At 62.4% G+C, this 24,305-nt stretch carries 24 protein-coding genes; 7 read left to right on the top strand and 17 right to left on the bottom strand.

The window, feature by feature from the left end; translation table 11 throughout:
* Positions 1-7: 7 nt before the first annotated feature.
* The 4 genes from AC2FMM_RS10040 to AC2FMM_RS10025 all read right to left on the bottom strand — a co-directional run bounded on the left by AC2FMM_RS10040 (position 8) and on the right by AC2FMM_RS10025 (position 3,309).
* Entirely contained in the window at positions 8-1,336 is a 1,329-nt protein-coding gene (locus tag AC2FMM_RS10040; RefSeq protein ID WP_496796482.1) for a TRAP transporter large permease, read from the bottom strand.
* Between the two features lie 11 nt (positions 1,337-1,347).
* Positions 1,348-1,860 (bottom strand): TRAP transporter small permease, encoded by a 513-nt coding sequence (locus AC2FMM_RS10035; RefSeq protein ID WP_496679409.1) that lies wholly within the window; start codon positions 1,858-1,860, stop codon positions 1,348-1,350.
* Positions 1,861-1,956: 96 nt separating this feature from the next.
* Positions 1,957-3,102 (bottom strand): TRAP transporter substrate-binding protein, encoded by a 1,146-nt coding sequence (locus tag AC2FMM_RS10030; RefSeq protein WP_496796481.1) that lies wholly within the window; start codon positions 3,100-3,102, stop codon positions 1,957-1,959.
* 24 nt (positions 3,103-3,126) lie between these two features.
* A complete protein-coding gene (locus tag AC2FMM_RS10025; RefSeq protein WP_170365134.1) occupies positions 3,127-3,309 on the bottom strand; it encodes a hypothetical protein in 183 nt (60 codons plus the stop codon).
* A 135-nt stretch (positions 3,310-3,444) separates the two neighbouring features.
* On the opposite strand from AC2FMM_RS10025, the gene AC2FMM_RS10020 reads away from it, so the two are divergent.
* The gene (locus tag AC2FMM_RS10020) at positions 3,445-4,470 is read left to right on the top strand and encodes a LacI family DNA-binding transcriptional regulator (protein WP_496679413.1); all 1,026 of its coding nucleotides are present in this window, start codon (positions 3,445-3,447) and stop codon (positions 4,468-4,470) included.
* 14 nt (positions 4,471-4,484) lie between these two features.
* Here AC2FMM_RS10020 and AC2FMM_RS10015 read toward each other — a convergent pair whose 3' ends face one another.
* A complete protein-coding gene (locus tag AC2FMM_RS10015) occupies positions 4,485-5,456 on the bottom strand; it encodes a LysR family transcriptional regulator (protein WP_496679415.1) in 972 nt (323 codons plus the stop codon).
* A 90-nt stretch (positions 5,457-5,546) separates the two neighbouring features.
* Entirely contained in the window at positions 5,547-7,982 is a 2,436-nt protein-coding gene (locus AC2FMM_RS10010; RefSeq protein WP_496796480.1) for a GcvT family protein, read from the bottom strand.
* Between the two features lie 185 nt (positions 7,983-8,167).
* On the opposite strand from AC2FMM_RS10010, the gene AC2FMM_RS10005 reads away from it, so the two are divergent.
* Positions 8,168-9,685 carry a trimethylamine methyltransferase family protein gene (locus AC2FMM_RS10005; protein ID WP_496796479.1) on the top strand — a complete coding sequence of 506 codons (1,518 nt, stop codon included), beginning with the start codon at positions 8,168-8,170 and terminating at the stop codon, positions 9,683-9,685.
* 83 nt (positions 9,686-9,768) lie between these two features.
* On the top strand, positions 9,769-10,737 hold the full coding sequence (locus AC2FMM_RS10000; protein WP_496796478.1) for an agmatinase: 969 nt from the start codon (positions 9,769-9,771) through the stop codon (positions 10,735-10,737).
* Here the strand turns inward: AC2FMM_RS10000 and AC2FMM_RS09995 are convergent.
* The 8 genes from AC2FMM_RS09995 to AC2FMM_RS09960 form a co-directional block, all read right to left on the bottom strand.
* Positions 10,734-11,714 (bottom strand): arginase family protein, encoded by a 981-nt coding sequence (locus AC2FMM_RS09995; RefSeq protein WP_496796477.1) that lies wholly within the window; start codon positions 11,712-11,714, stop codon positions 10,734-10,736. The genes AC2FMM_RS10000 and AC2FMM_RS09995 overlap by 4 nt on opposite strands.
* A 61-nt stretch (positions 11,715-11,775) precedes the next feature.
* Positions 11,776-13,365, bottom strand: coding sequence for an ABC transporter permease (locus tag AC2FMM_RS09990; RefSeq protein WP_496796476.1), 1,590 nt, complete (start codon positions 13,363-13,365; stop codon positions 11,776-11,778).
* Positions 13,358-14,395: a quaternary amine ABC transporter ATP-binding protein gene (locus AC2FMM_RS09985; RefSeq protein WP_496679427.1), complete on the bottom strand. Its 1,038-nt coding sequence runs from the start codon at positions 14,393-14,395 to the stop codon at positions 13,358-13,360. The genes AC2FMM_RS09990 and AC2FMM_RS09985 overlap by 8 nt, the downstream gene beginning before the upstream one ends.
* 84 nt (positions 14,396-14,479) lie before the next feature.
* A complete protein-coding gene (locus AC2FMM_RS09980) occupies positions 14,480-15,430 on the bottom strand; it encodes an ABC transporter substrate-binding protein (protein WP_496679430.1) in 951 nt (316 codons plus the stop codon).
* A gap of 328 nt (positions 15,431-15,758) precedes the next feature.
* Positions 15,759-16,124 carry a 50S ribosomal protein L20 gene (gene rplT, locus AC2FMM_RS09975; protein ID WP_093965154.1) on the bottom strand — a complete coding sequence of 122 codons (366 nt, stop codon included), beginning with the start codon at positions 16,122-16,124 and terminating at the stop codon, positions 15,759-15,761.
* Positions 16,125-16,138: 14 nt separating this feature from the next.
* A complete protein-coding gene (gene rpmI, locus AC2FMM_RS09970; RefSeq protein WP_039523697.1) occupies positions 16,139-16,339 on the bottom strand; it encodes a 50S ribosomal protein L35 in 201 nt (66 codons plus the stop codon).
* A gap of 181 nt (positions 16,340-16,520) precedes the next feature.
* On the bottom strand, positions 16,521-18,074 hold the full coding sequence (locus tag AC2FMM_RS09965; RefSeq protein ID WP_496679432.1) for an alanine/glycine:cation symporter family protein: 1,554 nt from the start codon (positions 18,072-18,074) through the stop codon (positions 16,521-16,523).
* A 14-nt stretch (positions 18,075-18,088) separates the two neighbouring features.
* On the bottom strand, positions 18,089-18,526 hold the full coding sequence (locus AC2FMM_RS09960; protein ID WP_496679434.1) for a universal stress protein: 438 nt from the start codon (positions 18,524-18,526) through the stop codon (positions 18,089-18,091).
* Positions 18,527-18,715: 189 nt separating this feature from the next.
* Here AC2FMM_RS09960 and AC2FMM_RS09955 point away from each other — a divergent pair, with 189 nt between their 5' ends.
* Complete coding sequence (locus tag AC2FMM_RS09955; protein WP_496688703.1) at positions 18,716-19,189, top strand: Lrp/AsnC family transcriptional regulator; 474 nt, start codon at positions 18,716-18,718, stop codon at positions 19,187-19,189.
* Positions 19,190-19,196: 7 nt separating this feature from the next.
* On the opposite strand, the gene pyk is transcribed toward AC2FMM_RS09955, so the two are convergent.
* The gene (gene pyk, locus AC2FMM_RS09950; RefSeq protein ID WP_496679439.1) at positions 19,197-20,642 is read right to left on the bottom strand and encodes a pyruvate kinase; all 1,446 of its coding nucleotides are present in this window, start codon (positions 20,640-20,642) and stop codon (positions 19,197-19,199) included.
* A 117-nt stretch (positions 20,643-20,759) separates the two neighbouring features.
* On the opposite strand from pyk, the gene AC2FMM_RS09945 reads away from it, so the two are divergent.
* The 3 genes from AC2FMM_RS09945 to AC2FMM_RS09935 all read left to right on the top strand — a co-directional run bounded on the left by AC2FMM_RS09945 (position 20,760) and on the right by AC2FMM_RS09935 (position 22,210).
* Entirely contained in the window at positions 20,760-21,497 is a 738-nt protein-coding gene (locus AC2FMM_RS09945; RefSeq protein ID WP_496796475.1) for an N-formylglutamate amidohydrolase, read from the top strand.
* 87 nt (positions 21,498-21,584) lie between these two features.
* Positions 21,585-21,824: a DUF6868 family protein gene (locus tag AC2FMM_RS09940; RefSeq protein ID WP_496796474.1), complete on the top strand. Its 240-nt coding sequence runs from the start codon at positions 21,585-21,587 to the stop codon at positions 21,822-21,824.
* A gap of 71 nt (positions 21,825-21,895) precedes the next feature.
* Positions 21,896-22,210 carry a DUF1244 domain-containing protein gene (locus AC2FMM_RS09935; RefSeq protein ID WP_496679446.1) on the top strand — a complete coding sequence of 105 codons (315 nt, stop codon included), beginning with the start codon at positions 21,896-21,898 and terminating at the stop codon, positions 22,208-22,210.
* Positions 22,211-22,253: 43 nt separating this feature from the next.
* On the opposite strand, the gene AC2FMM_RS09930 is transcribed toward AC2FMM_RS09935, so the two are convergent.
* On the bottom strand, positions 22,254-23,114 hold the full coding sequence (locus tag AC2FMM_RS09930) for a D-amino-acid transaminase (RefSeq protein ID WP_496679448.1): 861 nt from the start codon (positions 23,112-23,114) through the stop codon (positions 22,254-22,256).
* Positions 23,115-23,163: 49 nt separating this feature from the next.
* Positions 23,164-24,129 (bottom strand): N-acetyl-D-Glu racemase DgcA, encoded by a 966-nt coding sequence (dgcA, locus tag AC2FMM_RS09925; protein WP_496796473.1) that lies wholly within the window; start codon positions 24,127-24,129, stop codon positions 23,164-23,166.
* Positions 24,130-24,305 lie beyond the last annotated feature (176 nt).

The raw sequence follows: 24,305 nt of genomic DNA, 5'->3' as shown, positions 1-24,305 counted from the left end.
GAAGATCCTATTGGTAGATTTCAGGAAGCAAAGTGGTCGACAGCGCCGGAACGTAGGCGATCAGGATGACGACGATCAGCATGGTCAGCACAAAGGGCACGGCGCGGGCTGCGATCTTGAGGATGGATTCACCCGTGATCCCCGACACCACAAACAGGTTCAGCCCCAGCGGCGGCGTGATGAAGCCAACGCCCAGTGCGGTGATCATCATGATGCAGAACTGGATCTCGTTCATGCCGATATTGTCCGCCAGCGGTTTCAGGATCGGGGCAAGGATGACGATGTTCGGTGTCGTCTCCATGACGCAGCCGGCCGCGATCAGAATGCCGATCATCAGCAGGATCAGCAGGAAGGGATCCTCGGTCAGCGAGGTCACCGAGGCCACGAAGCCCTGCGGCACGCCCATGATCGCCAACGCCTCGGCGAGCGGGGCCGAGAAAGCGATGATCGGCAGGATCACCCCGTTCACCTTGGCCGAGCTGACCAGCATCGACGGGAAGTCCGCCAGCGTCAGCGTCCGCAGGATGAACCCCATGATGATGGTGACGACAACGGCAGTCGCGCCCGCCTCGGTCGGGGTCAGGCGACCCGAGAAGATGCCATAGAAGATGATGCCCGGCACGATGAAGGCATACCAGCCCGATTTCAGCGCCTTGCCCAGATTGGCCAGCCATTCGCCCATGGTCATCAAGCCGCCGCCCTCATAGCCATAGAGACGGTTCATGATGATGTTGGTCACGAGGATCGAGATCAGGATCGCCAGCCCCGGGATCAGAGCGGCCAGGAACAGGGTCGAGGCCGAGATGCCCAGCACGAGCCCGATGATGATATAGGCGATCGAGGGCGGGATCAGGATCCCGGTACAGGCCCCCGCCGCCACCAGCGCACAGGCATAGGGGCGCGGATAGCCGCTTTCGACCAGTCGGTTGATCGTCATCCGACCCACTGCCGCCGCCCCCGCCGCGTCAGACCCCGAAATGGCCGCGAACATGCCGCAGACCAGAACCGTGGCCGAACCGAACCCGCCCTTGGCAAAACAGGTCAGCGCCTCGGCCACGTCCAGAAACTTGCGAGACAGCCCTGTGCGCACCAGCACGTCACCGGTCAGGATGAACAGCGGCACCGCGGTCAGCGCAAAGGCGTCGATACCGGTGAACAGGCTTTCGCCCACAAGGCTCAGCGGCAGGTCCCCCGACATGACCAGCATCACGATCGCGGCCGAGCCGATCGCGGCCCAGACCGGAACCGCCAGCGCGATCAGGCCAACGAACAGAATCACGGGCAGGTAGAAATCCCAGCCCAGTTCGACTGTTTGGTTGAGAGAACTCCACAGCATCCGGTTTCTCCTCAGTCAAACAGCTTATCGCCTTCAAAGACGGGCGTGCCGTCACGAAGGCTTTTGATGTCGTTCATCAACGATTGGATCAGGCGCCAGATCATCAGGGCAAAGCCCATAGGCACCGCCATTAGGAACCAAACCTTCGACACCCGCAGCCCGTCAGTGACCGAGCCGAACTTGGCCGAGACATGCACCGCCTCGTAGGACCAGTAGAGCGCGATGACCGCCACCGCGAACATCACCAGATCACCGAAGATATACAGCACCGCCTTGGGCCGCGGGCCGAGGTAATGCATGATCACGTCGATCCGGATATGGGCGCGTTCCTTGACCGCCGCCGCAGCGCCGACCCAGGCCAGATAGATGAAGGAATAGCGGACGATCTCCTCGCCCCAGATCGAGGAATAGGCGAAGATCTCGCGCCGCAGCACCTCGATTGCCATCGTGATGACGAGCATCACGTAGAACACCAGCAGCAGCCAGCGTTCGGCGTTGCGGTCTATGGTTTTGAGTAACGACATCGCTTCCCTCGGCAAGGCTGGGGGGATGGGCCTGAAGGATCAGGCCGTGCAGGTCTGGAAAAGGCGGGCGCACGTCCGGCGCCCACCCGGTCCGTATCAGGCGTCGTGGACGTAGTATTTAACTTGGGTGCCGGCCGCTTCGACCAGCTTTTCGAAGGCGTCCATCGATCCGGCCAACTCGGTCTTGAAGGGGTCCCATTCCGACCGCTGATAACCGCCGGCCTCCTGCCACTCGGCCAGTTGATCGTCGGTCAAAGAATGGAACTCGACCCCGGCCTTGTTCAGCTCGGCCATGGCATAGGCGCGGGCCGAGGGGACCTTGGCAAGGTTCTGATGGCTGGTCATCTCCGAGCCCCACATGATGCCCTCTTGCACATCGGCCGGCATCGAGTTGAACCATTCCAGGTTGCAGGAATAGACTTGGCTGTCCGGCACCGCCTGGGTGAAGGTGACGTGAGACAGAATGTCCTTGAAGCCAAACACATAGAGCGCACCGACCGACGGGTCGAGCGCATCCGCCACACCCTGCTTGATGGCTGAGGGGGTCTCACCCCAGGCAACGGGCGTCGGGTTGGCACCGACCATGCGATAATACTGCTGCAGCATCTTGGACCCGGGCACGCGGAATTTCACGCCGCTCATGTCCGAGGGGGTAATGATGGCATTTCCGCCCTGGCGTACAGCCACAACGCGCGGGTCGATCACGACATAGAACAGCGCCTTGAAGCCTGCGGCCTCGACCTTGGGGTGCACTTCGTTCTTCCAGGTGTCGGAATGCACCAGATTGGTGAACCGCTGATTCGAGCCGCACAGATACGGCATGTTGATCAGGTCCACGGTCGAAGCGAAGGGTGCGAAGTTCGACAGCGAATGCTGCGCGGCCTGGATGGTTCCGCCCTGCACCTTCTGCACCAACGCGCCGCCCGCGCCCAGCTGCCCGCCCGGGGCCAGCTTGACATAGACTTTGCCGTTGGTTGCGTTCTGGATGTTCTCCTTCAGATCCAGCTGCATGATCGGATAGCTGCGCGAGGCACCCAGAACATAGGCCGTGGCCACCGTCATCACATGCTCGGCAGCTTGTTCGCGCTCCTTTTCCTCCTTCGCGGTCTGCGCCGCAGCCTCGGATGACCACAACACGCCGCTTGCGCCCGCCACCAGTGCGGCCGTGAACGCGCCACTGGCACTGAGTTTCAGGAAATTGCGGCGTTCAGCTGACGCCAGTTCCATTTGATCTTTGTTCATTGGTTGCCCTCCCATTGGAAAAATTCAGCCGCCGTTCTCCTCGCGTTCGGCCTCTTTTTTCAGAATTGCGACAACGAACAGGATCGACGCCGCGAACAGAACCAACATCTCACCCACATCCCCAAGAAACGCGCGGCCTGCAAACGCACCCAGCGCCACGTTCGCGAAATAGACGACGAATACGATGGCGGAAGCGGCAAGAAACATGTTCGGGACCTTGAATGGAATCGGCTCTGGCTACATTTGTAAGCGCTTACATGAAAAATGCAAGCGATTACATTTCGACTTTCAACCCCAAATGGAACCGGATAGAATTGAATAAAACGAAGATCAGGTTCGGAAATGCCAAAGCAGAAAGCCGCCCCGACATTGGATGACGTTGCCAGAAAGGCGGGCGTTTCCACGGCTACGGTTTCGCGTTGCATCAACACCCCGGACAGGGTGGTCGAAGCGACCCGCAAACGCGTGCAGTCGGCGATCGAGGCCCTGGGCTATACACCGAATTTCGCGGCTCGGGTCATGGCAGCCAAGCGCACGTTTACCATCGGCGCGATCATCCCGACGATGGAAAACGCCATCTTTGCGCGCGGTCTGCAGGCCTTTCAGGAAGAGCTGCACCAACATGGATATACGCTTCTGGTGTCAAGTTCGGCCTACAAACCGGCAACCGAAGAAGAGCAGATCCGAACTCTGGTCGCCCGCGGCGCCGATGGCCTGCTGCTGATCGGTCACGACCGGGCGCCGCACATTTACGAATTCCTTCAACGCCGCGATATTCCGGCGCTGGTTGCGTGGTCGTTTTCCCCGGACGGGCGTCTGCCCTCCATCGGTTTCGACAACCGGGCGGCCATGTACGAGCTGGCGAAAAGGGTCCTCGACCTCGGGCACATTCGGCTTGCGGTGATATCCGGCATCACTCACGGCAACGACCGCGCGCGCCTTCGACTGGACGGGGTGCGCGACGCTGTTCGGCAGCACGGGCTTGACCCGCAGGTGCTTCAGGTCATCGAGACCCCGTACGAGATCGAAAACGGCGCCGAAGCGTTCGCGGATCTCATGTCGCAAGACATGCCACCGACTGCTGTCATGTGCGGCAACGATGTTCTGGCCGCTGGCGCCATGCTCAGGGCTCAGGATATGGGGCTGAAAGTGCCGCAGGATGTCTCGATCACCGGGTTCGATGACATCGAACTGGCCCGGATCCTGCGCCCGGCGCTGACGACCGTGCATGTGCCGCATCGGGAAATGGGTGGAAAGGCCGCCAAGGCATTGATCGAAATGGTTGAAAAAAGGGCCCCCGCTGCCGGTGAACACCTGTACACGCATATCGTCAAACGGCAGTCCCTGGGTCCTGCCAACTCGGTGTGATCCGTGTGACTGGATCAGGCGGCCTGGTCTTCCATCGTCCGGAAATCACCCTTCAGCCACAAATGCCGTTTGCACATCGGCTCGGTAAAATACTGCCGGATCAAGCTGCTGAGGGCCTTGTGGATCAGTTTTGAGGTGGTGTCCGGATAGACCTCGGTCGTGAACAGGGAAACGATCCTGACAAAGTTTCGACCCGGAAAAGGCGTTGCCCGGACCGAGTCATGATAGCGATGCGCCCGGTGGAAGCATCCAGCGGTGGTGATCGCCCATCCGCTGCCTTCTGCCACCAGCCCCATGATCGACTGGTTGCATTCCAACTCGAACCGGTTGGGCAGGTTGTACTTGTTGCGCGTCAGCTGGATCTCGATCTGCTTGCCGATCGTGTAGTCACGCGAATACCGCAGCAGCGGCAGGTCGGAATGGGGCGAGAACAGGTCCTGAATGTCTCCCTTGAACTTCTCGGGCACGATCACGATGAACGGATCACGCAGAAGTGGGTACTCGATCAGCCCCTGCGTGCCGCCCGGCGGTCGGGTCGCCACACCTGCGTCCAGCTTGTGTTCCTGCAATTTCTCGATGATCTCGTGGCTGGGCCGTGTGAAATGCCGGAAATTGCAGCGCGGCAGCGCATGGGCCAGGAACCGGATCAGTTCGGGCGCGATCTGGTTGTCGAAATCATCCACCAGGGCCAGCCGCAGATCGGTGGCGTGGCGCCAGTTGCCAGACCGGATCTCGGCCTCGCCCCGCTTCAACACGGTCAGGCCATCCCGTACATAACGCGAAAATACCTCGCCAGCCGGTGTCAGGCTCATCGGACGGCGACCGTGATCGACGAGGCCGACGCCCAAAGCGTCTTCGAGACTGCGCAGATGGTTGGACACGGTGCTGATCGACAGGCCAGTTTCCGAGGCCACCTGTTGAATCGACCCAGACTTGGCTACCAGGCGAAACACCTCCAGCCAACGCAGGCTCAGCGGTTTGGACACGGGGCAAAACCCTCCCGCAATTTCGATTTCATCGAAACTAGCGAAACAGAGTTTTGGCTTTCGGGCAATGGTGAATGTTGGCCACCCGCTTTAGCTGCGCATGTGGGTGAAGTCGGGATCGTAGGGGCAGGCAGGGATCACCCGCGCCGGAACCCTGTCACCACACAGGTCCAGCATCATCTCGCTGCCTTCGGTGGACAGGTGCGGCTCGACAAAGGCATGTGCCAGGTTCAGCCCGGTGCGATGCCCCCAGTCGCCCGAGGTCACCGTTCCAACCGCCCGATCCCCGGTCATCAGCGACGCGCCGGGATGCGCGGGCGCGTGCGTGGCCTGCACTTGCAGCGCAACCAACTTGCGCGACGGCCCGTTGGCCTGCCGTTCGATCAGCGCCGCGCGCCCGATGAACTCCGGCTTGTCCAGCCGGACAAAGCGGTTCAGCCCGGTTTCAAACGGATCGAACTCCGTGATCAGATCCGCCTTCCAATGCAGGAAAGTCTTCTCCATCCGCATCGACTCGACCGCCCGCGCGCCGAACAATTGCAGGCCAAAGGCCTGTCCGGCCTGTCGCAGCGCAAGATAGGCCGCGTAGAGCGAGGCGTTGGGTACATGGATCTCATAGGCCAGCTCACCCGAGAAACTGACGCCCATTACGGTGGCGGGCGCGATCCCGACAAAGCACTCGCGTACGCTGAGCCACGGGAAGGCGTCCCGCGACCAATCCCCGCGCGAGCAGGCCGACAACACGTCACGCGCCCGTGGTCCGGCCAGGACCAGGATGGTCTGGTCGTTGGTCAGGCTTCGTAGTTGCACGTCCTCGTCGGGGGCGATGTGTCGGGACAGCCAATCCATGTCATGCAGCTCGGCCGCGGCGGCCGAGCCGTACCAGACGCGATCCGGCCCCCGATCGCTTGCGGGCAGATTGGCGATGGTCGCCTCGGCCTTGACCATGCCCTTCTGGTTCAGCAGATAGGCCAATCCCACCCGCCCTGGTCGACGGGGCAGCGCGCCGCAGATCATCCGGTCGAGGAACGCATGCCGGTCGGCACCGGTAATCTCGATCCGGTTGAACCCGTTGACCTCGGCCAGCCCGACATTTTGCTGCACATTGGCGACCTCGGCGGCGATCACGTCGAATGTTTCGTCAAAATCGAAACTGAGCGTCGGCGTGAAATCGGGCGTGGGCTTGATGTACTCGACTCGCTCCCAACCATTCACCACGGTAAACGCCGCGCCCTCGGCGGCCAGAACCGGGGTCAACGGCGTTGTCTTGGCGGGCCGCCCGGCGGGACGGTGTTCGTGCGGAAAGTGAAAGCGGAATTCGTTCTGGTAGTCCTCGATCGCCTTCAGCGCGGTCAGCTCGACATTGGCGTGCCCGGCGAACCGGCGCGGGTCGAGGCACCAAGTGTCATAACAGGCCTCGCCATGCACGATCTGCTGGGCCAGCAGCCAGCCGTGGCCGCCCCCCTCGCCTAGCCCGGCCCGCAGGCCGATGATGCAGAATGCGTTACGCTTGCCGGGGATCGGTCCCACCAGGGGCGCACCGTCGATCGTATAGGTGATCGGGCCGTTCACGACCGTGTGGATCCCGACCTCCATCAGCGCGGGCATGCGGGCAAACGCGCCTTCCAATACATCGGTCACCCGGTCCAGATCGTCCGGGCACAGCGCGTTGACGAAGTTCGGGTCGATCCCGTCCATGCCCCAGGTCTTGCAGTCCTGTTCGTAGAAGCCCAGCAGCAGCCCGTTTTTTTCCTGCCGGCAGTAATAGTCGCTGATTGGGCAACGCAGCAGCGGCATGCGGTGGCCGGCATCGCGGATCGCGGGGATTTCCTCGGTCAGGAAATACTGGTGCTCCATCGAGGCCACGGGATGGTGCACGCCCATCATCGCGCCAACCTCGTTCACGCGGTAGCCACAGGCATTCACCACGATGTCGCAGTCGATGTCGCCGTGCTCGGTATGAACGGTCCAGGTGTCGTCTTTGTGCTGGGTCAGGGCCGTGACTGGCGTGTTGCGATAGACTTCGGCCCCGGCCTTGCGCGCCCGCCGCGCCAGCGCCTGACACAGCTGGGCGGGGTCGATGTCCCCGTCCAGCGGATCCCACAACCCGCCCAGCAGATTGTCGGTGGAAATGAGCGGGTGGCGACGGGCGCATTCCTGCGCGTCGATCACCTCGAAATGCACGTCCATCCCCCGCGCCATCGAAGCGAAATGGCGATAGCCCTGCATCTGCGCCTCGGTGTTGGCCAGCCGGATGCCGCCGTCGCCATGGTGGTAGTTGATCGGGTAGTCCGGGTCCTCGGCCAGTTCCTTGTACAGGCGGATTGAATGCGACTTGAGCCCCACCATCGTCTGGTTCATTCCGAAATTCGTCACCTGTGCGGCCGAATGCCATGTGGTGCCGGATGTCAGCTCGTTGCGCTCTACCAGAACCACGTCGCTCCAGCCTTCCTGCGTCAGGTGATACAGGGTTGAACAGCCGGCGATTCCGCCGCCGATCACCACGACCTTCGTGCGCGATTTCATGGGTGTGCTCCTTCTGACGTTCCCCAAACCCTGCCGAACGGCGCGGCGGGCGGGCAATGGTGCAGTCACCGGTCCCGAAAAATCGAAACGGGGATTGAGATTTCTCAAAACGGCATTTCCGCTTTGGCCGCACCCCGCGTTGCCGCGTAACCTGCAGGGCAGGATCGGATCAGGAGCCTTCGGAGATGCCAGAACAGGGCAAACGCGGCGGGCGGCGGGCGAGGCTGGCGCAACGGGCGGCCAAACCGGCCTTTGACCCCTGCGCGCCCGGCCAGATCGGCGGGCAGTACAAACCCCTGACCTTGCCCGAGATCGCGGCGATCCACGACACCGCCCTGCGCCTGCTGGAAACGCTGGGCATGGGCGAGGTGCCCGACCGCCTGGCACAAGACCTGATCGCCGCAGGTGCGCAGCCAGGCCCGCCGGGGCGACTGGTCTTTCCTCGCACGATGGTCGAAGGCGCGGTCCGGCAGGCCGCCAAACGCTTTACCCTGCACGGGCGCGACCCGGCCCGGTCGATCAAGGTGGGCGGCGACCGCGTGCATTTCGGCACCGGCGGAGCGGCGGTCCAGACGCTGGACCTGGACAGCGGGCTTTATCGCCCGTCGACCCTGGCCGACCTGCATGATTTCACCCGCCTTCAGGACACGCTGGCCAATGTCAGCTGGTTCACCCGATGCTGTGTCGCCACCGACGTGCCGGACAATTTCGATCTGGACGTGAATACCGCCTATGCGCTGATCCGGAATACCACCAAACCGGTGGCGACCTCGTTCACGCTGGCCGAACATGTCGCGCCCATCGTGCGGATGCTGGACATCGCCGCCGGAGGCCAAGACGCCTTTGCGGAACGCCCGTTTTTGAAGGCGCATATCAGCCCGGTGATCTCGCCCTTGCGGTACGGCGAAGATGCGGTAGACGTGGTCTATGAATGCATCGCGCACAACATCCCCATGTCCTGCATCACAGCAGCCCAGGCCGGGGCGACCGCGCCCGCCACCATGGCCGGTTTTCTGGCCCAGTCGCTGGCCGAAACCCTGGCCAGCCTGGTCATGGTCAACGCGATCCGGCCGGGCTTTCCCATGGTGTTTTCGAACTGGCCGTTCATCATCGATCTGCGCACCGGCGCCTTTTCGGGCGGCAGTGGCGAAACCGCCGTGTTGAACGCGGCCTCGGCCCAGATCACCAACTGGCTGGGGCTGCCCTCGGGCGTGACCTGTTCGATGACCGATGCCAAGGCAATCGACGCGCAATACGGCGCCGAAAAAGGCATCACCTCGCTGGCCGCCGCACTGGCCGGCGGCAATTTGATCTACGAAAGCTCGGGCATGACGGCCTCGCTGCTGGGGGTCAGCTTCGAGGGGTTCGTGCTGGATGACGAGATGCATTCGCACACCTATCGCGCCCTGCGCGGGATCGAGGTGACCGAAGAAAACCTGGGCTTTGACGCGATCTGCCAGTCGGTTCTGGGCGAGGGCCATTTCCTGGGCAGTGCCCACACCCATGCAGCGATGGAGCGCGACTATTTCTACCCCGCCCTTGCCGATCGGGCCGAGCCGCGCAGCTGGCAGGACAGCGGCGCACGCGATGCCTGGTCCAACGCCCGCGACCGCGCGCGTGAAATCCTGCGCACGCATCACCCGCAATACCTCAGCCCCGAACAGGAGGCCGAGATCCGAAGCAATTTCCGGATTCTGTCCTGATCCGACGCCGTTGTGTCGCGGACCGGGTGTTTTTGACGCGGGCTTGACGCTAGGCTCGGGCAAACGACGACACAGGGGGCCCCATGGCAAATGCGTTCTTTCAACCCGTCTCGGCGATGGAGCTGGCGCGCTTTGCCGGTGTCCCCACTTTCATGCGCCTGCCGGCCCTGACCCCGGACGACGACCGGATGGATCTGGTCGAGCTTGGGCTGGTCGGCATCCCCTGGGACGGGGGCACCACCAACCGGCCCGGCGCGCGGCACGGGCCACGGCAGTTACGCGACCAGTCCACCATGATCCGCGCCATGAACCCGGTGACCGGGGTTGCCCCGTTCGAACTGGTCAACTGTGCCGATCTGGGCGACGTGCCCCCCAACCCAGTGGATATCGAGGATACGTTGGACCGCATCACCCGCTTCTACACCGACCTGATGCTGCGTGGCATAGTACCCCTGACGGCGGGCGGTGATCACCTGACCACCCTGCCCGTCCTGCGGGCGCTGGCCAGCGAGGGCCCGCTGGGACTGATCCAGTTCGACAGCCATACCGACCTGTTCGACAGCTATTTCGGCGGGCATAAGTATACCCACGGCACCCCGTTCCGCCGCGCAGTCGAGGAAGGGCTGGTCGATCCCGAACGCTTCGTGCAGGTGGGCATTCGCGGCACCGCCTACAACACCGAGGATATCGAATGGGGCGAGGCGCAGGGCATCCGCATCATCCGCATCGAAGAGCTGTTCGACCGCGGCATCGACGATGTCATGGCCGAGGTCCGCTCCATCGTCGGTGACGCGCCCTGCTATTGCACCTATGACATCGATTTCGTGGACCCCACCCATGCCCCCGGCACCGGCACGCCCGAGATCGGCGGCCCCAGCAGCTTTCAGGCCCAGCAGGTCATCCGCAAGCTGGAAGGGATGAACCTTGTGGGCGCGGATCTGGTCGAGGTCTCGCCGCCCTTCGACCCATCGGGCGGCACCGCATGGCTGGGCATTTCGCTGATGTTCGAACTGCTGTGCGTGCTGGCCGAGGCGATCGACGCGCGGCGCTAGGCCCGGGCGACGTTCTCGGCGATCATCGAGATCATCTCGAACATCACCGCAGCCGCCGTCAGCGCGGTGATGTTGTTGGGGCTATCCTTGGTCGGCATCATGCAGACCACATCGCCGCCGACGATGTTCAGCCCCCGCGCGGCATGCAGAATGCCCACGGCCTCGTCGACGTCAAAACCCTTTTCGCCGGGTTCCAGGTTCGACACCCCCGGCGCGATGGTCGGGTCAAGGCAGTCGAGATCGAAGGTGATGTAGACCGGCCGGTCGCCCAGAACATCCCGCGTTTGGGCCACCACATCGGCCAAGCCACGCTGGCGGAACTCGCGTATGGTGACGATGTTGTAGCCATAGTCATACGAGGGTTGTAGCCAGTCCAGGCTGCGCGGATGCCCCCTCAATCCGATCTGCATCGACCGGGTCGGGTCCACCTGCCCCTGATCGGCCAGGTAAGCTCCCCAATGCGCAGCCGACTTCTTGGCCCCCAGGAAATGATCGACTTTGGTGAACACATCCGTATGCGCGTCCAGATGCAGAAAGCTGACTGGTTGCCCGCCCGCCAGTTTGCCTCGGCCCAGCGCCTGTACGATCCCACCCGTAATCGAGTGATCGCCGCCCACCGAAACGGGCCGCGCCCCGGCGGCGTCGATGCCACGGTAGAAGGCGGTGATGCGCTCGATGCAGTCCTCGTTGTCGTTGGCGCGCGGAAACGGCACGTCGCCCACATCGGCAATGCGCGCGTTTGACCACGGATCGATCTGGAACAACGAATGCACCCGGCGCTGCACGGCCGAGACATGACGCAGCGCACGCGGGCCCAGATGCTGGTCGCGCTCGGTGGTGCCGTTGCCGGCGGAATGCGGCACGCCCACAAGAGCGATATCCTGATCCTGCGGCCCCACATGGGGGCACCGGAACAGGGTGGGCACGCCCCACCAGTACAGATTGTCCATCATGGATTGTTCGTAGCGGTCCGCCATCGTGTCTCCCCGCCCTGAAATGAAACCGCCCCCACTGGTGACCCGGGGGGCGGCTGTCGCGTCAGATCTTTTCGTCTTCGCGTCGGAAGGCGCCCTGAACGATGCGGTCCATGACCATGGCCAGGAACAGGATCGCAAAACCGCCCAGCAGGCCCGGCCCCTTGGCCGCGTATTGCAGCGCCTCAAGGATTTCCTTGCCCAGCCCCCCGCCGCCGATCAGCGAGATGATCACGACCATCGACAGGCACATCAGGATGGTCTGGTTCACGCCGGTCATGATCGAAGGCAGCGCCAGCGGGATTTCCACGTCCTTCAGCAACTGCCATTTCGAGGCACCAAAGGCCACGGCGGCCTCTTTGATGCTTTCAGGCACCCCGCGCATGCCCAGCGCCGTCAGGCGGATCACCGGCGGCATACCAAAGATGATCGTAGCCAGGATGCCCGGCGGGTTACCGGTGCCAAAGAAGGCGATGATCGGGATCAGATACACGAAGGCCGGCAGGGTCTGCATCAGGTCCAGCACCGGCTCGGCCGCGCGATAGGCGCGTTTTGATTTGCCAAACCAGATGCCCAGCGGAATACCGAAGGTGACGCACAGCAGCACGGCCGCGCCCACCAAAGCCACCGTCTCCATCGCCACGCCCCAATAACCCAGCAGCGCGATATAGGCCAACGACGCGGCAGTGAAGATCGCCACGCGCGGTCCCGCCGCGCGCCACGCGGTCACGCAGATCACCAGCATGACCACCGGCCAGGGCGACCCGATCAGGGCCACCGTCAACCCGTCCAGAACCGAGCGTACACCGGCAACGATCCCGTCGAAAATGTCTCCGCCTGCGGCAGCTGCAGCGTCGATCCGGGCCTCCATCCAACTGGCTAGGGCCGAGAACAGCGTGCCCTGATCAGGCCCGAGGATCATTTCCGACACTGCCTTTTCAGGGAAAGCGTCCAACAGAGGCAGCGATGCGTTCACAGTGAATTTGTACACGATCAGCGGGCCGATCGCTGCCACCAGAACCGCGCCTAGAACCGTGTTCCGGGTCGAGCGGCCGCTTTCGGTGCTTTCGGGGTCGATCCGCCAGTTCGAATACTGTTTTTCGTACACCCGGTCAGCGTAGAACCCCTGCACCAGCTTGAAAACCAGCAGCATCAGAAGACCGGTGACCATGATCCCCAAGGCTTCGGACTGCGCCAGTTGCGCTTTCTCAAGGCTGCTGTCCGCCGCTTTCTGGATATTTGCGGCCAGTTTGTTGAATCGGTCGATGTCTGCCTTCTCGGTTGCATCCGCCGCGCGAGCCAGCAACTCGTTTGCGCGTTCCTGCTGACGGGCCGCGCGTTCGGCCAGATCTGCCCCCGGGTTGCCCCAAGCGCCGCGACCGATCTGCACCCAAGCGATGATCTCAAGGATCAGGAAGGTCCAGAACATCCCCCAGATCGCCCGCGAGGCGGACCAGAACGGCCCCAGCACCGCCGCCCACAAGTTGAACGTGTTCGGGATCGGACTGGTCGCATCATGGATCTTGTGAAAGGCTTTGACGTAGTAGTCACCATTAGGGCCTGCGAATTCGAGGATCGACCGATCCAGCGCCTCGCGGTCCACCTCGATGTCGGAGGCGGCCGTGACTTTCAATTCCGTGGTTACATCAGTCATTTTTGCCCCCCTGAATTCCGCGCAGCAGGCGTGGTTTGGTCACGACGCCCACATCCTGACCGCCGTCGGTGATCACCACCGGAAGCTCGGTGTTCACGGCCAGATCGATCAGTTGGTCTAGGTCTGCGCCCTCATCCGCGCGCGGCGCGCCATCCAGCGGGCCGGAGTAACTGTCCAACGACTCCATGATCGAATGCGCCTTGACCAGTTTGAGCTTGGATATGCCCTGCACGAACTCGCGCACATAGTCATCGGCCGGGTTCATCACGATGTCCTCGGGCGTGCCGATCTGGACGATCACACCGTCCTTCATGATGGCGATGCGATGACCGATTCGGATCGCCTCGTCCAAGTCATGGGTGATGAACAGCGTGGTCTTTTTCAGCTGCGCAACCAGAGCCTTGAACTGGTCCTGCAACTGCAGCCGGATCAGCGGGTCCAGTGCTGAGAACGGTTCGTCCATCAGCAGGATTTCCGGGTCCGAGGCCAGCGCGCGCGCGATGCCCACGCGCTGCTGCATCCCGCCCGACAGTTCCTTGGGCAGCCGGTCCTCATAGCCGGTCAGATCCACCAGGCCCAGCGCGTGATCGGACACTGCCCAACGCTTGGATTTCGAGACTTTGCGGATCTCCAGCGGATAGGCCACGTTGTCGCGCACCGAGCGGTGCGGCATCAGCGCCATGTGCTGGAACACCATCCCGATCTGCTGGGCGCGGATGCGGCGCAGTTCGGACTCGGAGATCTTGGACACGTCCTGCCCCATGATCTCGATCTTTCCGGCCGTGGGCTCGATCAGGCGATTGACATGGCGCACAAGGGTCGATTTGCCCGAACCCGACAGGCCCATGATGCAAAAAATCTCGCCACGTGGCACTTCGAACGTGGCGCCTTGAACGCCGACCACGCAATTGAATCTTTCAAGAACTTCAGGTTTTCCAATACCTTCATTTCGGACTGCGGCCATGGCTTCTTCGGCCCGTGCGCCGAAAATTTTCCAGACATTTTCTAGTTTTACGACAGGTTCGTCCATTTGCCCCTCATCTACGGGGTTGCATCCCGGCAAACAGGCAAAGGGCCGCCGCGATCAGTCGCGACGGCCCCCTGCGTTTCTGATTTAGTTCGTCAGCCAGCCGATAACGGTGTCTTCGTTTTCAGCCACCCACTGGCGGGCGAAATCGGCTGCTTCCACGTTGTCCACGGCCAGCGCCTTTCCCATCGCGCTCAGATCGTCACCCTGCATCTGGTAGTTGCGGAACAGGGCCGCGACCTCGGGGTGGCTTTCCTCAAGCTCTTTGGCGTAGTGCAGGTGCAGAGTTGCCCCGTTCCACGCGGTCGAGGCCTCGGACTTGTCCAGCCAATCCGGGTCATCGGTGGGCTGAACGATCGTCCAGGTGGCCGGATCATGCGGTGGCTCTTCTAGCACGGTCAGTTCCTGCGTCACAAAGATGTAGTGCGGGCTGTAGCAGAACCCGATCCACGGATCACCGGCCTTGGTCGCGTTTGCCAGGTTGGCATAGGCGATGGTTTCCTCGTACTCGGTCAGCTCAAAGATCTGGTCATAGCCGTAGGATTTGGCGCGGATCTTCTCGACCACGGTCGACGCCCAGCCGGGCGCGCCGATCCAAACCTCGGGAGTGCCGTTTCCGTCAGTGTCAAAGATCGCCATCTTGTCCGGATCGCTCAGGTCGTCGATGGATTTGATGTCATATTCCTCGGCAATGTAGGTCGGAACGCACATACCCTGCTCGGCCTGGACCGGGTTCTCGTTCATCACGACGGTGCCTTTTTCTTTGACATAGGTGTCGTGCAGGTTCTGCTGGTTTGGCATCCAGACTTCGGGGTGGACGTGCATCGCACCCGAATCCATCGCTTCGAACACGATGGGGTTGGTGCCGTTCTGTAATTCGACATCGAGGCCGAGGTTGTCTTCGATGACAACTTCAAGAATGTGCGCGGTGGCATTCACCGACGCCCAGTTCGGTACGCCGATCACGATATCCGCGGCAACCGCAGGCATGGCAATCGCCATCGATGCGCCCCCAAGCAGCATGGTCAATTTCTTCATGGCATTTCTCCGTGTTGGTCATCTGCGGTGCTGGTCTTGCATTACGCCCCCAGCCCGGTTGGGACCGCCGCGCGCATGCCAGCATCTCGGTTGTTTTCGCGCACGGCCATTCAAAGGACCGCCGCATGAAAAATGAAGCACGCGGGCCCGAACCCTTTCAAGCGCCACGATCTGATGCGGTCACATGTGCGACTTTATCTAATGCCTGTTCCGACTTTTTCGAAATGATGCCCGGCCGATTTTGACGCCGGCAGTCTGGCCGGTTGCGCCAACGAAAAAGGCCGCCCCATGCGGGACGGCCTTTCTTTCACTGTCTCTCGAAAGAAGATCAGGCAGCCAGAGCGGCCTGTGCCTTGGCAACGATCGCGCCGAACGCTTCCGGTTCGTGCACGGCCAGGTCGGCCAGGACTTTGCGGTCCACTTCGATGCCGGCCAGGTTCAGGCCGTTGATGAAGCGGGAATAGGTCAGAGCTTCGTCATGCGAACGAACAGCGGCGTTGATGCGCTGGATCCACAGAGCGCGGAAGTTGCGCTTGCGGTTCTTGCGGTCGCGGGTTGCGTACTGGTTGGCCTTGTCGACGGCCTGACGGGCAACCTTGAAGGTGTTCTTGCGGCGGCCATAGTAACCTTTGGCGGCCTTGATGACCTTCTTGTGACGGGCGTGAGTTACGGTTCCACCTTTAACGCGGGACATATCGGTATCTCCTCTTAGCGGTCGTAGGGCATGTAGCCCTTGACGATCTTGGCGTCGGGGGCGGACAGGGTGGTGGTGCCACGGGCGTCGCGGATGAACTTCTTGGTCCGCTTGATCATGCCGTGCCGCTTGCCGGCCTGAGCCGACATGACCTTACCGGTCGCGGTCACCTTGAAGCGCTTCTTGGCGCTCGATTTGGTCTTCATCTTGGGCATTTCCGTCTCCTTTCAGGGTTCGGTCCGAAACGCGACTCGGCATGCCACATCGGCCGGTCGCGCGATCAGATGCGCCGTTTACGCAAGTTCGGTCATGCTGGCAAGGGGTTTTTGACCCGGTTTTTCCCTTTTCGCACCGGTGTCGGGAACCGGGGCGGCAGGGCCGCCCCGGTTGGTATCATCAGTCGGCGAACTTGCGGATTTCGCCGCTTTTCAGCCGCGCACTGTACGAGGCCAGTTCCTGGCGCACCACTTTCATCAGGAAGTAGAGTGCAAAGACGTTAACCACGGCCATTGCAAAGATCGCCGCATCCGAGAAGTCGATGACCGGCGTCAGGTTGGCCGCCGCCCCGATCACTACGAAGATGCAGAAGATGATCTTGAACACCAGTTCCTTGGTGTGGCCTTCGCCGAACAGATAGGTCCAGGCCTTGAGGCCATAGTAGGACCAGCTGATCATGGTCGAGAAGGCGAACAGGATCACCGCGACGGCCAGGATGTAGGGGAACCAGCTGAAGGCGCTGCCGAAGGCGGCCGAGGTCAGGCTGACGCCCGCGTTTCCATCCACGGTTGCGATCGCCGTGCCCTCTTCGTTCAGCATGTACAGGCCGGTTGCCGGATCGATCACCAGCTGCTGGGTGATGATGATCACCAGCGCGGTCATGGTACAGATCACCACCGTGTCGATGAACGGCTCGAGCAGCGAGACGAAGCCTTCGGTGATCGGCTCCTTGGTGCGGACGGCCGAGTGCGCGATGGCCGCCGAACCCACTCCTGCCTCGTTCGAGAAGGCGGCGCGTTTGAAGCCTTGGATCAGGGCGCCGACCATGCCGCCGGCCACGCCCAGACCGGTGAAGGCACCGGCGAAGATTTGACCGAAGGCCCAGCCGATCTTGTCGGCATTCATGCCGATGATGACCAGCGCGGTCACAACATACAGGATGCCCATGAACGGCACGACCTTCTCGGTCACGCGAGCGATCGACTTCAGGCCGCCCACGATGACCATGAAGACAACGGTCGCAAAGACCAGGCCGGTGATCCAGCCGGGATAGTCGCCGACGATACCCGCGATCTGCTGGTGCGCCTGGTTGGCCTGGAACATGTTGCCCCCGCCCAGCGCGCCAAGGATACAGAAGATCGAGAACAGGACCGCCAGGATCTTGCCCCCGGGCAGCCCCAGCTCGGCAAAGCCCTTGGACATGTAGTACATCGGGCCGCCCGAAACGGTGCCGTCCTCGTACTCGTTGCGGTACTTCACGCCCAGCGTACATTCGGTGAATTTCGACGCCATGCCCAGAAGGCCGGCGAGGATCATCCAGAAGGTCGCTCCGGGTCCGCCGATGCCGATCGCCACCGCGACGCCCGCGATGTTGCCCAAGCCGACCGTACCCGACAGCGCCGTTGCCAGCGCCTGGAAGTGACTGACCTCGCCCGCATCGTTGGGGTCGGAATAGTCACCTTTGACAAGGCTGATCGCATGGCCGAAGAACCGCATCTGCACAAAGGCGAAGTACAGCGTGAACACCGTTGCGGCCACGACCAGCCACAGCACGATCCACGGGAAGCTCGTGCCCGGAAGCGGCGCGAAGATGAAGCTGACGAAGGGGCCCGTCAGATTTGAGAAGGTCTGGTTGATCTTTTCGTCCAGACCGGGGGCCTCCTGCGCAAGTGCGGGGTTGGCCAGCAGGGCCGCGGCCGCACCGGACAGGCCCAGAGTTTTGATCGATTTCATGTCTGCTCCTCCCCTCAGTTTACGACCGTGACCGGGACGTCGGCATGCATGACCAGATTCTGGGTCGAGCTGCCGAAGATGCGTTTCTTGAACCCGTCGGCGGATGACCGGCCGACAACGATCTGCGATGCGCCGTTCTTGACGGTGATCGCGTTCAGCGTTTCGGCCACGTCACCATGCCGGACGACGCCGTGTGCGTTGAAGCCTTCGGCCTTCAGCGCTGCCACTGCGGGTTCGACCACGCGGCTGTTGGCAAGGGCGATCTCTTCCTCGCGCCGCTTGTGCCGCAGGGCGTTTTCCTCGGGCGTCTGGAATGTGTAGGGCGACCATTCGATGACATAGGCGACAATCAACTCGCACTCGCCGATCCGCTTTGCCAGGGTCTTGGCAAATTCGAGAGCACGTTCGCCGGTCTCTGTCCCGTCCAGTCCTATGACAATTTTCGTTGTCATCTCGTTCCTCCGTTTTTTGTTGATTTGGCCGAGGCCCGTGCCCCCGGCAGGGCAGCCGGAACCTGGAACTCATCGTCGAGACTGCCCTGTGGTCAAGTATCAGGAATAATCACTAGGGAAAGGGGATGATTTTGGTCTAATCTCAGGAAAAAATGCCGCTTCACCTAAAAATTGCAGGGAATTTGACTGATGGATAGGGATTTGGACAAGATCGACCAACGCATATTGGCCGAGCTGGAGGCCAATGGCCGCCTGCCCATAGTCGAACTGGCAGCGCGTGTAAACCTGACCAACACGCCCTGTTCTGAACGGGTGAAACGGCTTGAGAAAAACGGCTATATCACTGGCTACAGCGCGGTGATCGACAAAGAGAGGCTGGGGCTGGCGCACCTGACTGTGGTTCAGGTGTCACTGGCCGCCACGGCCGATCACTCTCTGGACCGGTTCAACGACGCGGTACGCCGGGTGCCCGAGATCGAGACCTGCCTGATGGTGGCGGGCTCATTCGACTATCTTCTGACGGTGCGTACACGCGACATCGCCCATTTCCGCATGGTGCTGGGCGAGAAGATCAACAAGTTGCCGGGAATTCACCAGACAAGTTCCTTCACGGTCATGGAGACTGTGAAGGAACCCGTCGGGTCAAAGACACGTACCGCCTAAAGGCGCATCATTCCGGGTCGGTGGCGTAGATCAGGCGTTCGTCACAGGGCGCGACGCGCAGGATGTTGGTCGAGCCGGGTACGTTGAACGGCACGCCGGCGGTCACGACGATCTGGTCGGACTGGCTGGCAAAGCCGCTGGCGCGCGCCGCGCGGGCGGCATTGACCACCGCCCCCTTGAAGCGTTCCAGTTCCGGCGTCATCACGCAGTGACACCCCCAGGACAGGCACAGCCGCCGCGCCGTGCCCCGCAGCGAGGTCATGGCGATGATCGGCACATGCGGTCGTTCGCGGGCGGTCAGCAGGGCGGTGGTGCCGCTTTGGGTAAAGCAGCAGATCGCCTTGATGTCGGTCTTCTCGGCGATCTCACGCGCTGCGGCGACGATGCCATCGGCCACGGTCGTGCCCTTGGTGGCGCGCGAGGCGGCGATGATCTCGGCATAGGTCGGGTCGGCTTCGACCTCGATGGCGACCTGGTTCATGGTCTTGACCGCCTCGATCGGATAGGCGCCCGCGGCGGATTCGGCACTTAGCATGATGGCGTCGGCGCCCTCATAAATCGCGGTCGCCACGTCGGAGACTTCGGCGCGCGTGGGCATCGGGCTTTCGATCATGCTCTCCAGCATCTGCGTCGCCACGATCACCGGCTTGGCCGCCGCACGGCAGCGGCGCACCAGGCGCTTCTGGATCGGCGGCACGGCCGAGACCGGCAGTTCGACCCCCAGATCGCCGCGCGCCACCATGATCCCGTCCGAGGCATCCAGGATTTCCTCAAAGGCCTCGACCGCGGCGGGCTTTTCGATCTTGGACAGGATGGCGGCGCGTCCATCGGCAAGGGTGCGGGCCTCGAACACGTCCTTGGCACGCTGCACGAAGCTGAGCGCCAGCCAGTCGACGCCAAGTTGGCAGACGAATTCCAGATCATCCCGGTCCTTTTCCGACAGGGCCGCCAGCGGCAGCACCACGTCGGGCACGTTCACGCCTTTGCGGTTCGAGATCGTGCCGCCGATCTCGACCTTGCAGTCGGCAAAATCGGCGCCGCATTTCTCGACGATCAGGCGGATCTTGCCGTCATTGACCAGCAGATGCGCGCCGGGCTCGAGCGCCTGGAAGATCTCGGGATGCGGTAGGCAGACGCGGGTGGCGTCCCCCGGCGCATCATCCAGATCAAGGCGGAACGGCGCACCTTCGACCAATTCCTCGGCGCCATTGGCAAAAACGCCCACGCGCAGCTTGGGTCCCTGCAGGTCGGCCAGAATGGCGATCGGGCGGTCCACATCCTTTTCCACCTGCCGGATGATCCGGTGGCGTTCGCGAATCTCGTCATGACTGCCATGGCTCATGTTCAGGCGGAACACGTCGGCGCCGGCCTCGTGCAGCGCGCGGATCGTATCATAGTCGTTGGACGCCGGGCCCAGCGTCGCCACGATTTTCACATTTCTCAGGCGTCGCATCGCGCTTGCTCTCCTTGATGGCCAAATGTTACCGCAAACAGTGTTCGGGTCGCTTATTGCGCAATTCCCTTTCCGAGGCAACTGCCCTACACCTGCGACAAACAAGATGACAGGCTCATGACATACACTCCGTTTTACGTGCACGGGGCGGATCGCCCGTCCCGCTGGCTGATCACGTGCGACCACGCCACCAACACCGTACCACCGCAGATCAACGGCGGCGACCTCGGCCTTCCGCGTGAGGACATGGAGCGCCACATCGCCTATGACGTGGGCGCCTACGAGGTGTCGAAACATCTGGGCGAGATCCTGAACGCGCCGGTGATCGCGGCCAATTTCTCGCGGCTGGTGATCGACCCGAACCGGGGCGAGGACGACCCGACCCTGTTGATGAAGCTGTATGACGGGTCGATCATTCCGGCCAACCGTCATGCCGACGCCGCCGAGCGCAAACGGCGCCTGAACCTGTGCTATCGTCCTTATCACGAGGCGCTGGCCAAGATGGCCGCCCTGCCCCACGCCGTGATCGTCTCGATGCATTCCTTCACGCGCCAGTTGCGGGGCCGCCCGCCGCGCCCGTGGCATGTCGGCATCCTGCACACCGCGGACGAGCGGTTCTCGGCCCCGCTGATCGACCGGCTGCGGGCCGAGGGGGATCTGTGCGTCGGCGTCAACGAACCCTATACCGGCGTGCTGCCGGGGGATGCGATCGACCGGCACGCCACCGCCTTTGGCCGCCCCAACGCACTGATCGAGCTGCGCAACGACCTGATCGCCGATCATGCCGGGCAACGCGCCTGGGCCGAGCGGCTGGCACCGATCCTGCAGGACGCGCTGGCCGCAAGCGGTCTGTAACGCTCGTAAAATCCGCGACCAAACGACGCCCGCTCTCTTGCGCGGCGCGCGGGCAATCCCCATTTTTTGGGGTGAAAGGAGGCCGTCATGACACCTGAAACCCTGACAGCCTTTTTCGGCTGGATGACCGTTCTGAACTTTGCGGTCCTGCTGCTGTCGACCCTGATGGTGGGGGCCCTACAGGACCGCATTGCCGCCATTCACAGCCGCATGTTCCAGATGGACAAGGCCGAGGTCAGAAAGGCCTATTTCAAGTATCTTGCGAACTACAAGATCCTGACCCTGATCTTCTGCCTGATGCCCTGGATTGCCCTCAAGCTGGTCTGAACCGGCGCGCGTTGTGCAATGGTCACGGGCTTGCTAGGTCTGGATCAAATCCCTCAAACCGGAGCCCGACCATGGACCCCAAGACCGAGATCGAACTGCAGGCCGCCGCTTTCCGCCGCCTGCAAAAACACCTGATGCAGGACCGCACCGACGTTCAGAACATCGACATGATGAACCTGGCCGGGTTCTGCCGAAACTGCCTGGCGCGGTGGTATCAGGAGGCCGCCAATGAAAAAGGCATCGAAATGGGCAAGGACGAAGCCCGCAAGATTTTCTATGGCATGACTATGGATGAGTGGAAATCCAAATACCAGACCGAGGCCAGCCCCGAAAAACAGGCCGCCTTCAAGGTCGCGTTCGAGGAAAACGTCGGCAAAAAAGACTGAAGCCAAAACAAAAAAGGCCCGCCAGATCGGCGGGCCTTGGTGTTCAGATCGCTGCTTTGCGGCTTTCGTCCAGATAAATCTCGCGCAGCCGCGTGGCGATCGGGCCGGGTGTGCCGTCGCCCAGCGCAACGCCGTCGATCTCGACCACAGGCATTACGAAAGCGCTGGCCGAAGTGGTAAAAGCCTCATCGGCCTCTTTTGCTTCGTCAATGGTGAACAGGCGCTCCTCGACTTCCATCTGCGCCTCGGCCGCCATGCGCAGTACGGCCTTGCGGGTAATCCCGTGCAGGATGTCGTTCGACAGCGGGCGGGTGACGATCTTGCCGTTCTTGACGATATAGGCGTTGTTGCTGGTGCCTTCGGTGACATACCCGTCTTCGATCATCCAGGCATCGTCACACCCAGCGGCCTTGGCCATCATCTTGCCCATAGACGGGTACAACAGTTGCACCGTTTTAATGTCGCGGCGGCCCCAGCGGATATCCTCGATCGAGATGATCTTAGCCCCTTTCCTGGCCGCGGGGTTGTCAGCCAGACCGGGCTTGTTCTGAGTGAACAGCACCAGCGTCGGCTTGGTGTCGGCCGAGGGGAAGACGAAATCGCGGTCGCCGTCGCTGCCTCGGGTGACCTGCAGATAGACCAGCCCCTCGTTGATGCCGTTCAGCTCGACCAGCTTGCGATGGATTTCGAGCAGTTCGTCCTTGCTGCAGGGTTCGGCCATCTGCAATTCGTCCAGCGACCGCTTCAGGCGCACCGCGTGACCCTCGAAATCGATCAGCTTGCCATCCAGCACGCTGGTCACCTCATAGACGGCATCCGCCATCAGAAAGCCTCGGTCGAAGATCGAGACCTTGGCTTCGGTCTCGGGCAGGTATTCGCCGTTCACGTAAACGGTGCGGGTCATGTCATATCCTTCTCGTCCTTGGGCTGCGCCCATTCCTCGCCACAGCGCGTCACCCCCAGAGCGCCGCCTGCGGCGGGTGTACGCCGGCCTCGTCGAAAACCAGCGGAGTATCGCGGTCTTCGGCCAACAGAAGCGGGCCGTCAAGGTCCGTCACCAGCGCTCCCTGCGCCAGCAGTGTCGCAGGCGCCATCGCCAGAGAGCTGCCGACCATGCAGCCCACCATGATGCCATAACCCTCGGCCTGCGCCGCGCGGCGCAGTTCCAGCGCCTCGGTCAGACCGCCGGTCTTGTCCAGCTTGATGTTGATCACGTCATATTTGCCCTTCAACCCGGGCAGGCTGGCGCGATCGTGGCAGCTCTCGTCGGCGCAGACCGGAACCGGGCGCTCCAGCCCGATCAGCGCCTCGTCATCGCCAGCGGGCAGCGGCTGTTCGACCAGCGCGACGCCCAAACGCACCAGATGCGGTGCCAGATCGGCATAGACCTCGGCCGACCAGCCCTCGTTGGCATCCACGATGATCCGGGCATCAGGCGCCCCGGCTCGCACGGCCTCGAGCCGCGGCATGTCGTCGGGCGTGCCCAGCTTGATCTTCAACAGCGGACGATGCGCATTCTTCGCCGCCTGCGCCCGCATCGCGTCGGGCGTGTCCAGCGAAAGAGTATAGGCGGTGATCTCGGGCTTGGGCGCGGGCAGGCCGGCCAGTTCCCAAGCGCGCTTGCCCGCCCGCTTGGCATCAAGGTCCCACAGAGCGCAATCGACCGCATTGCGCGCGGCACCGGCGGGCAGCAGGTCCATCAGCGACTGGCGCGTGAACGTGTCGGGCAAACCGCGGATCTCGGCCTCGACCGACTCCAGCGTTTCGTCATACCGGGCATAAGGCACACATTCGCCCCAGCCTTGATGCGCCCCATCCGTCAGGCGCACCGTCAATACCTTTGCCTCGGTCCGCGACCCGCGCGAGATGGTGAACACCTGCGCCAACTGGAACACATCACGAGAGACGTCGATCTGCACGCGCCCACTCCTTTGTCTTTGCAGTTTCCAGCGCCGGAGGCGGGTACGCCCGCCATCGGCGCCCCGGTTGGATCACATCGCGGCCAGCGCGTCCACCAGCTTGCCCGCGCCGAACCGGTACGGATCCGTAGCCGGCAGGCCCATCTCGGCCTCGACCTTGGCGATGTAGGCTTTCG

This window comes from Ruegeria sp. BHSC043 (assembly GCF_059612985.1).
The sequence above is the reverse complement of the archived record's forward strand: the minus strand, read 5'-3'. Positions and strand labels throughout refer to the sequence as shown.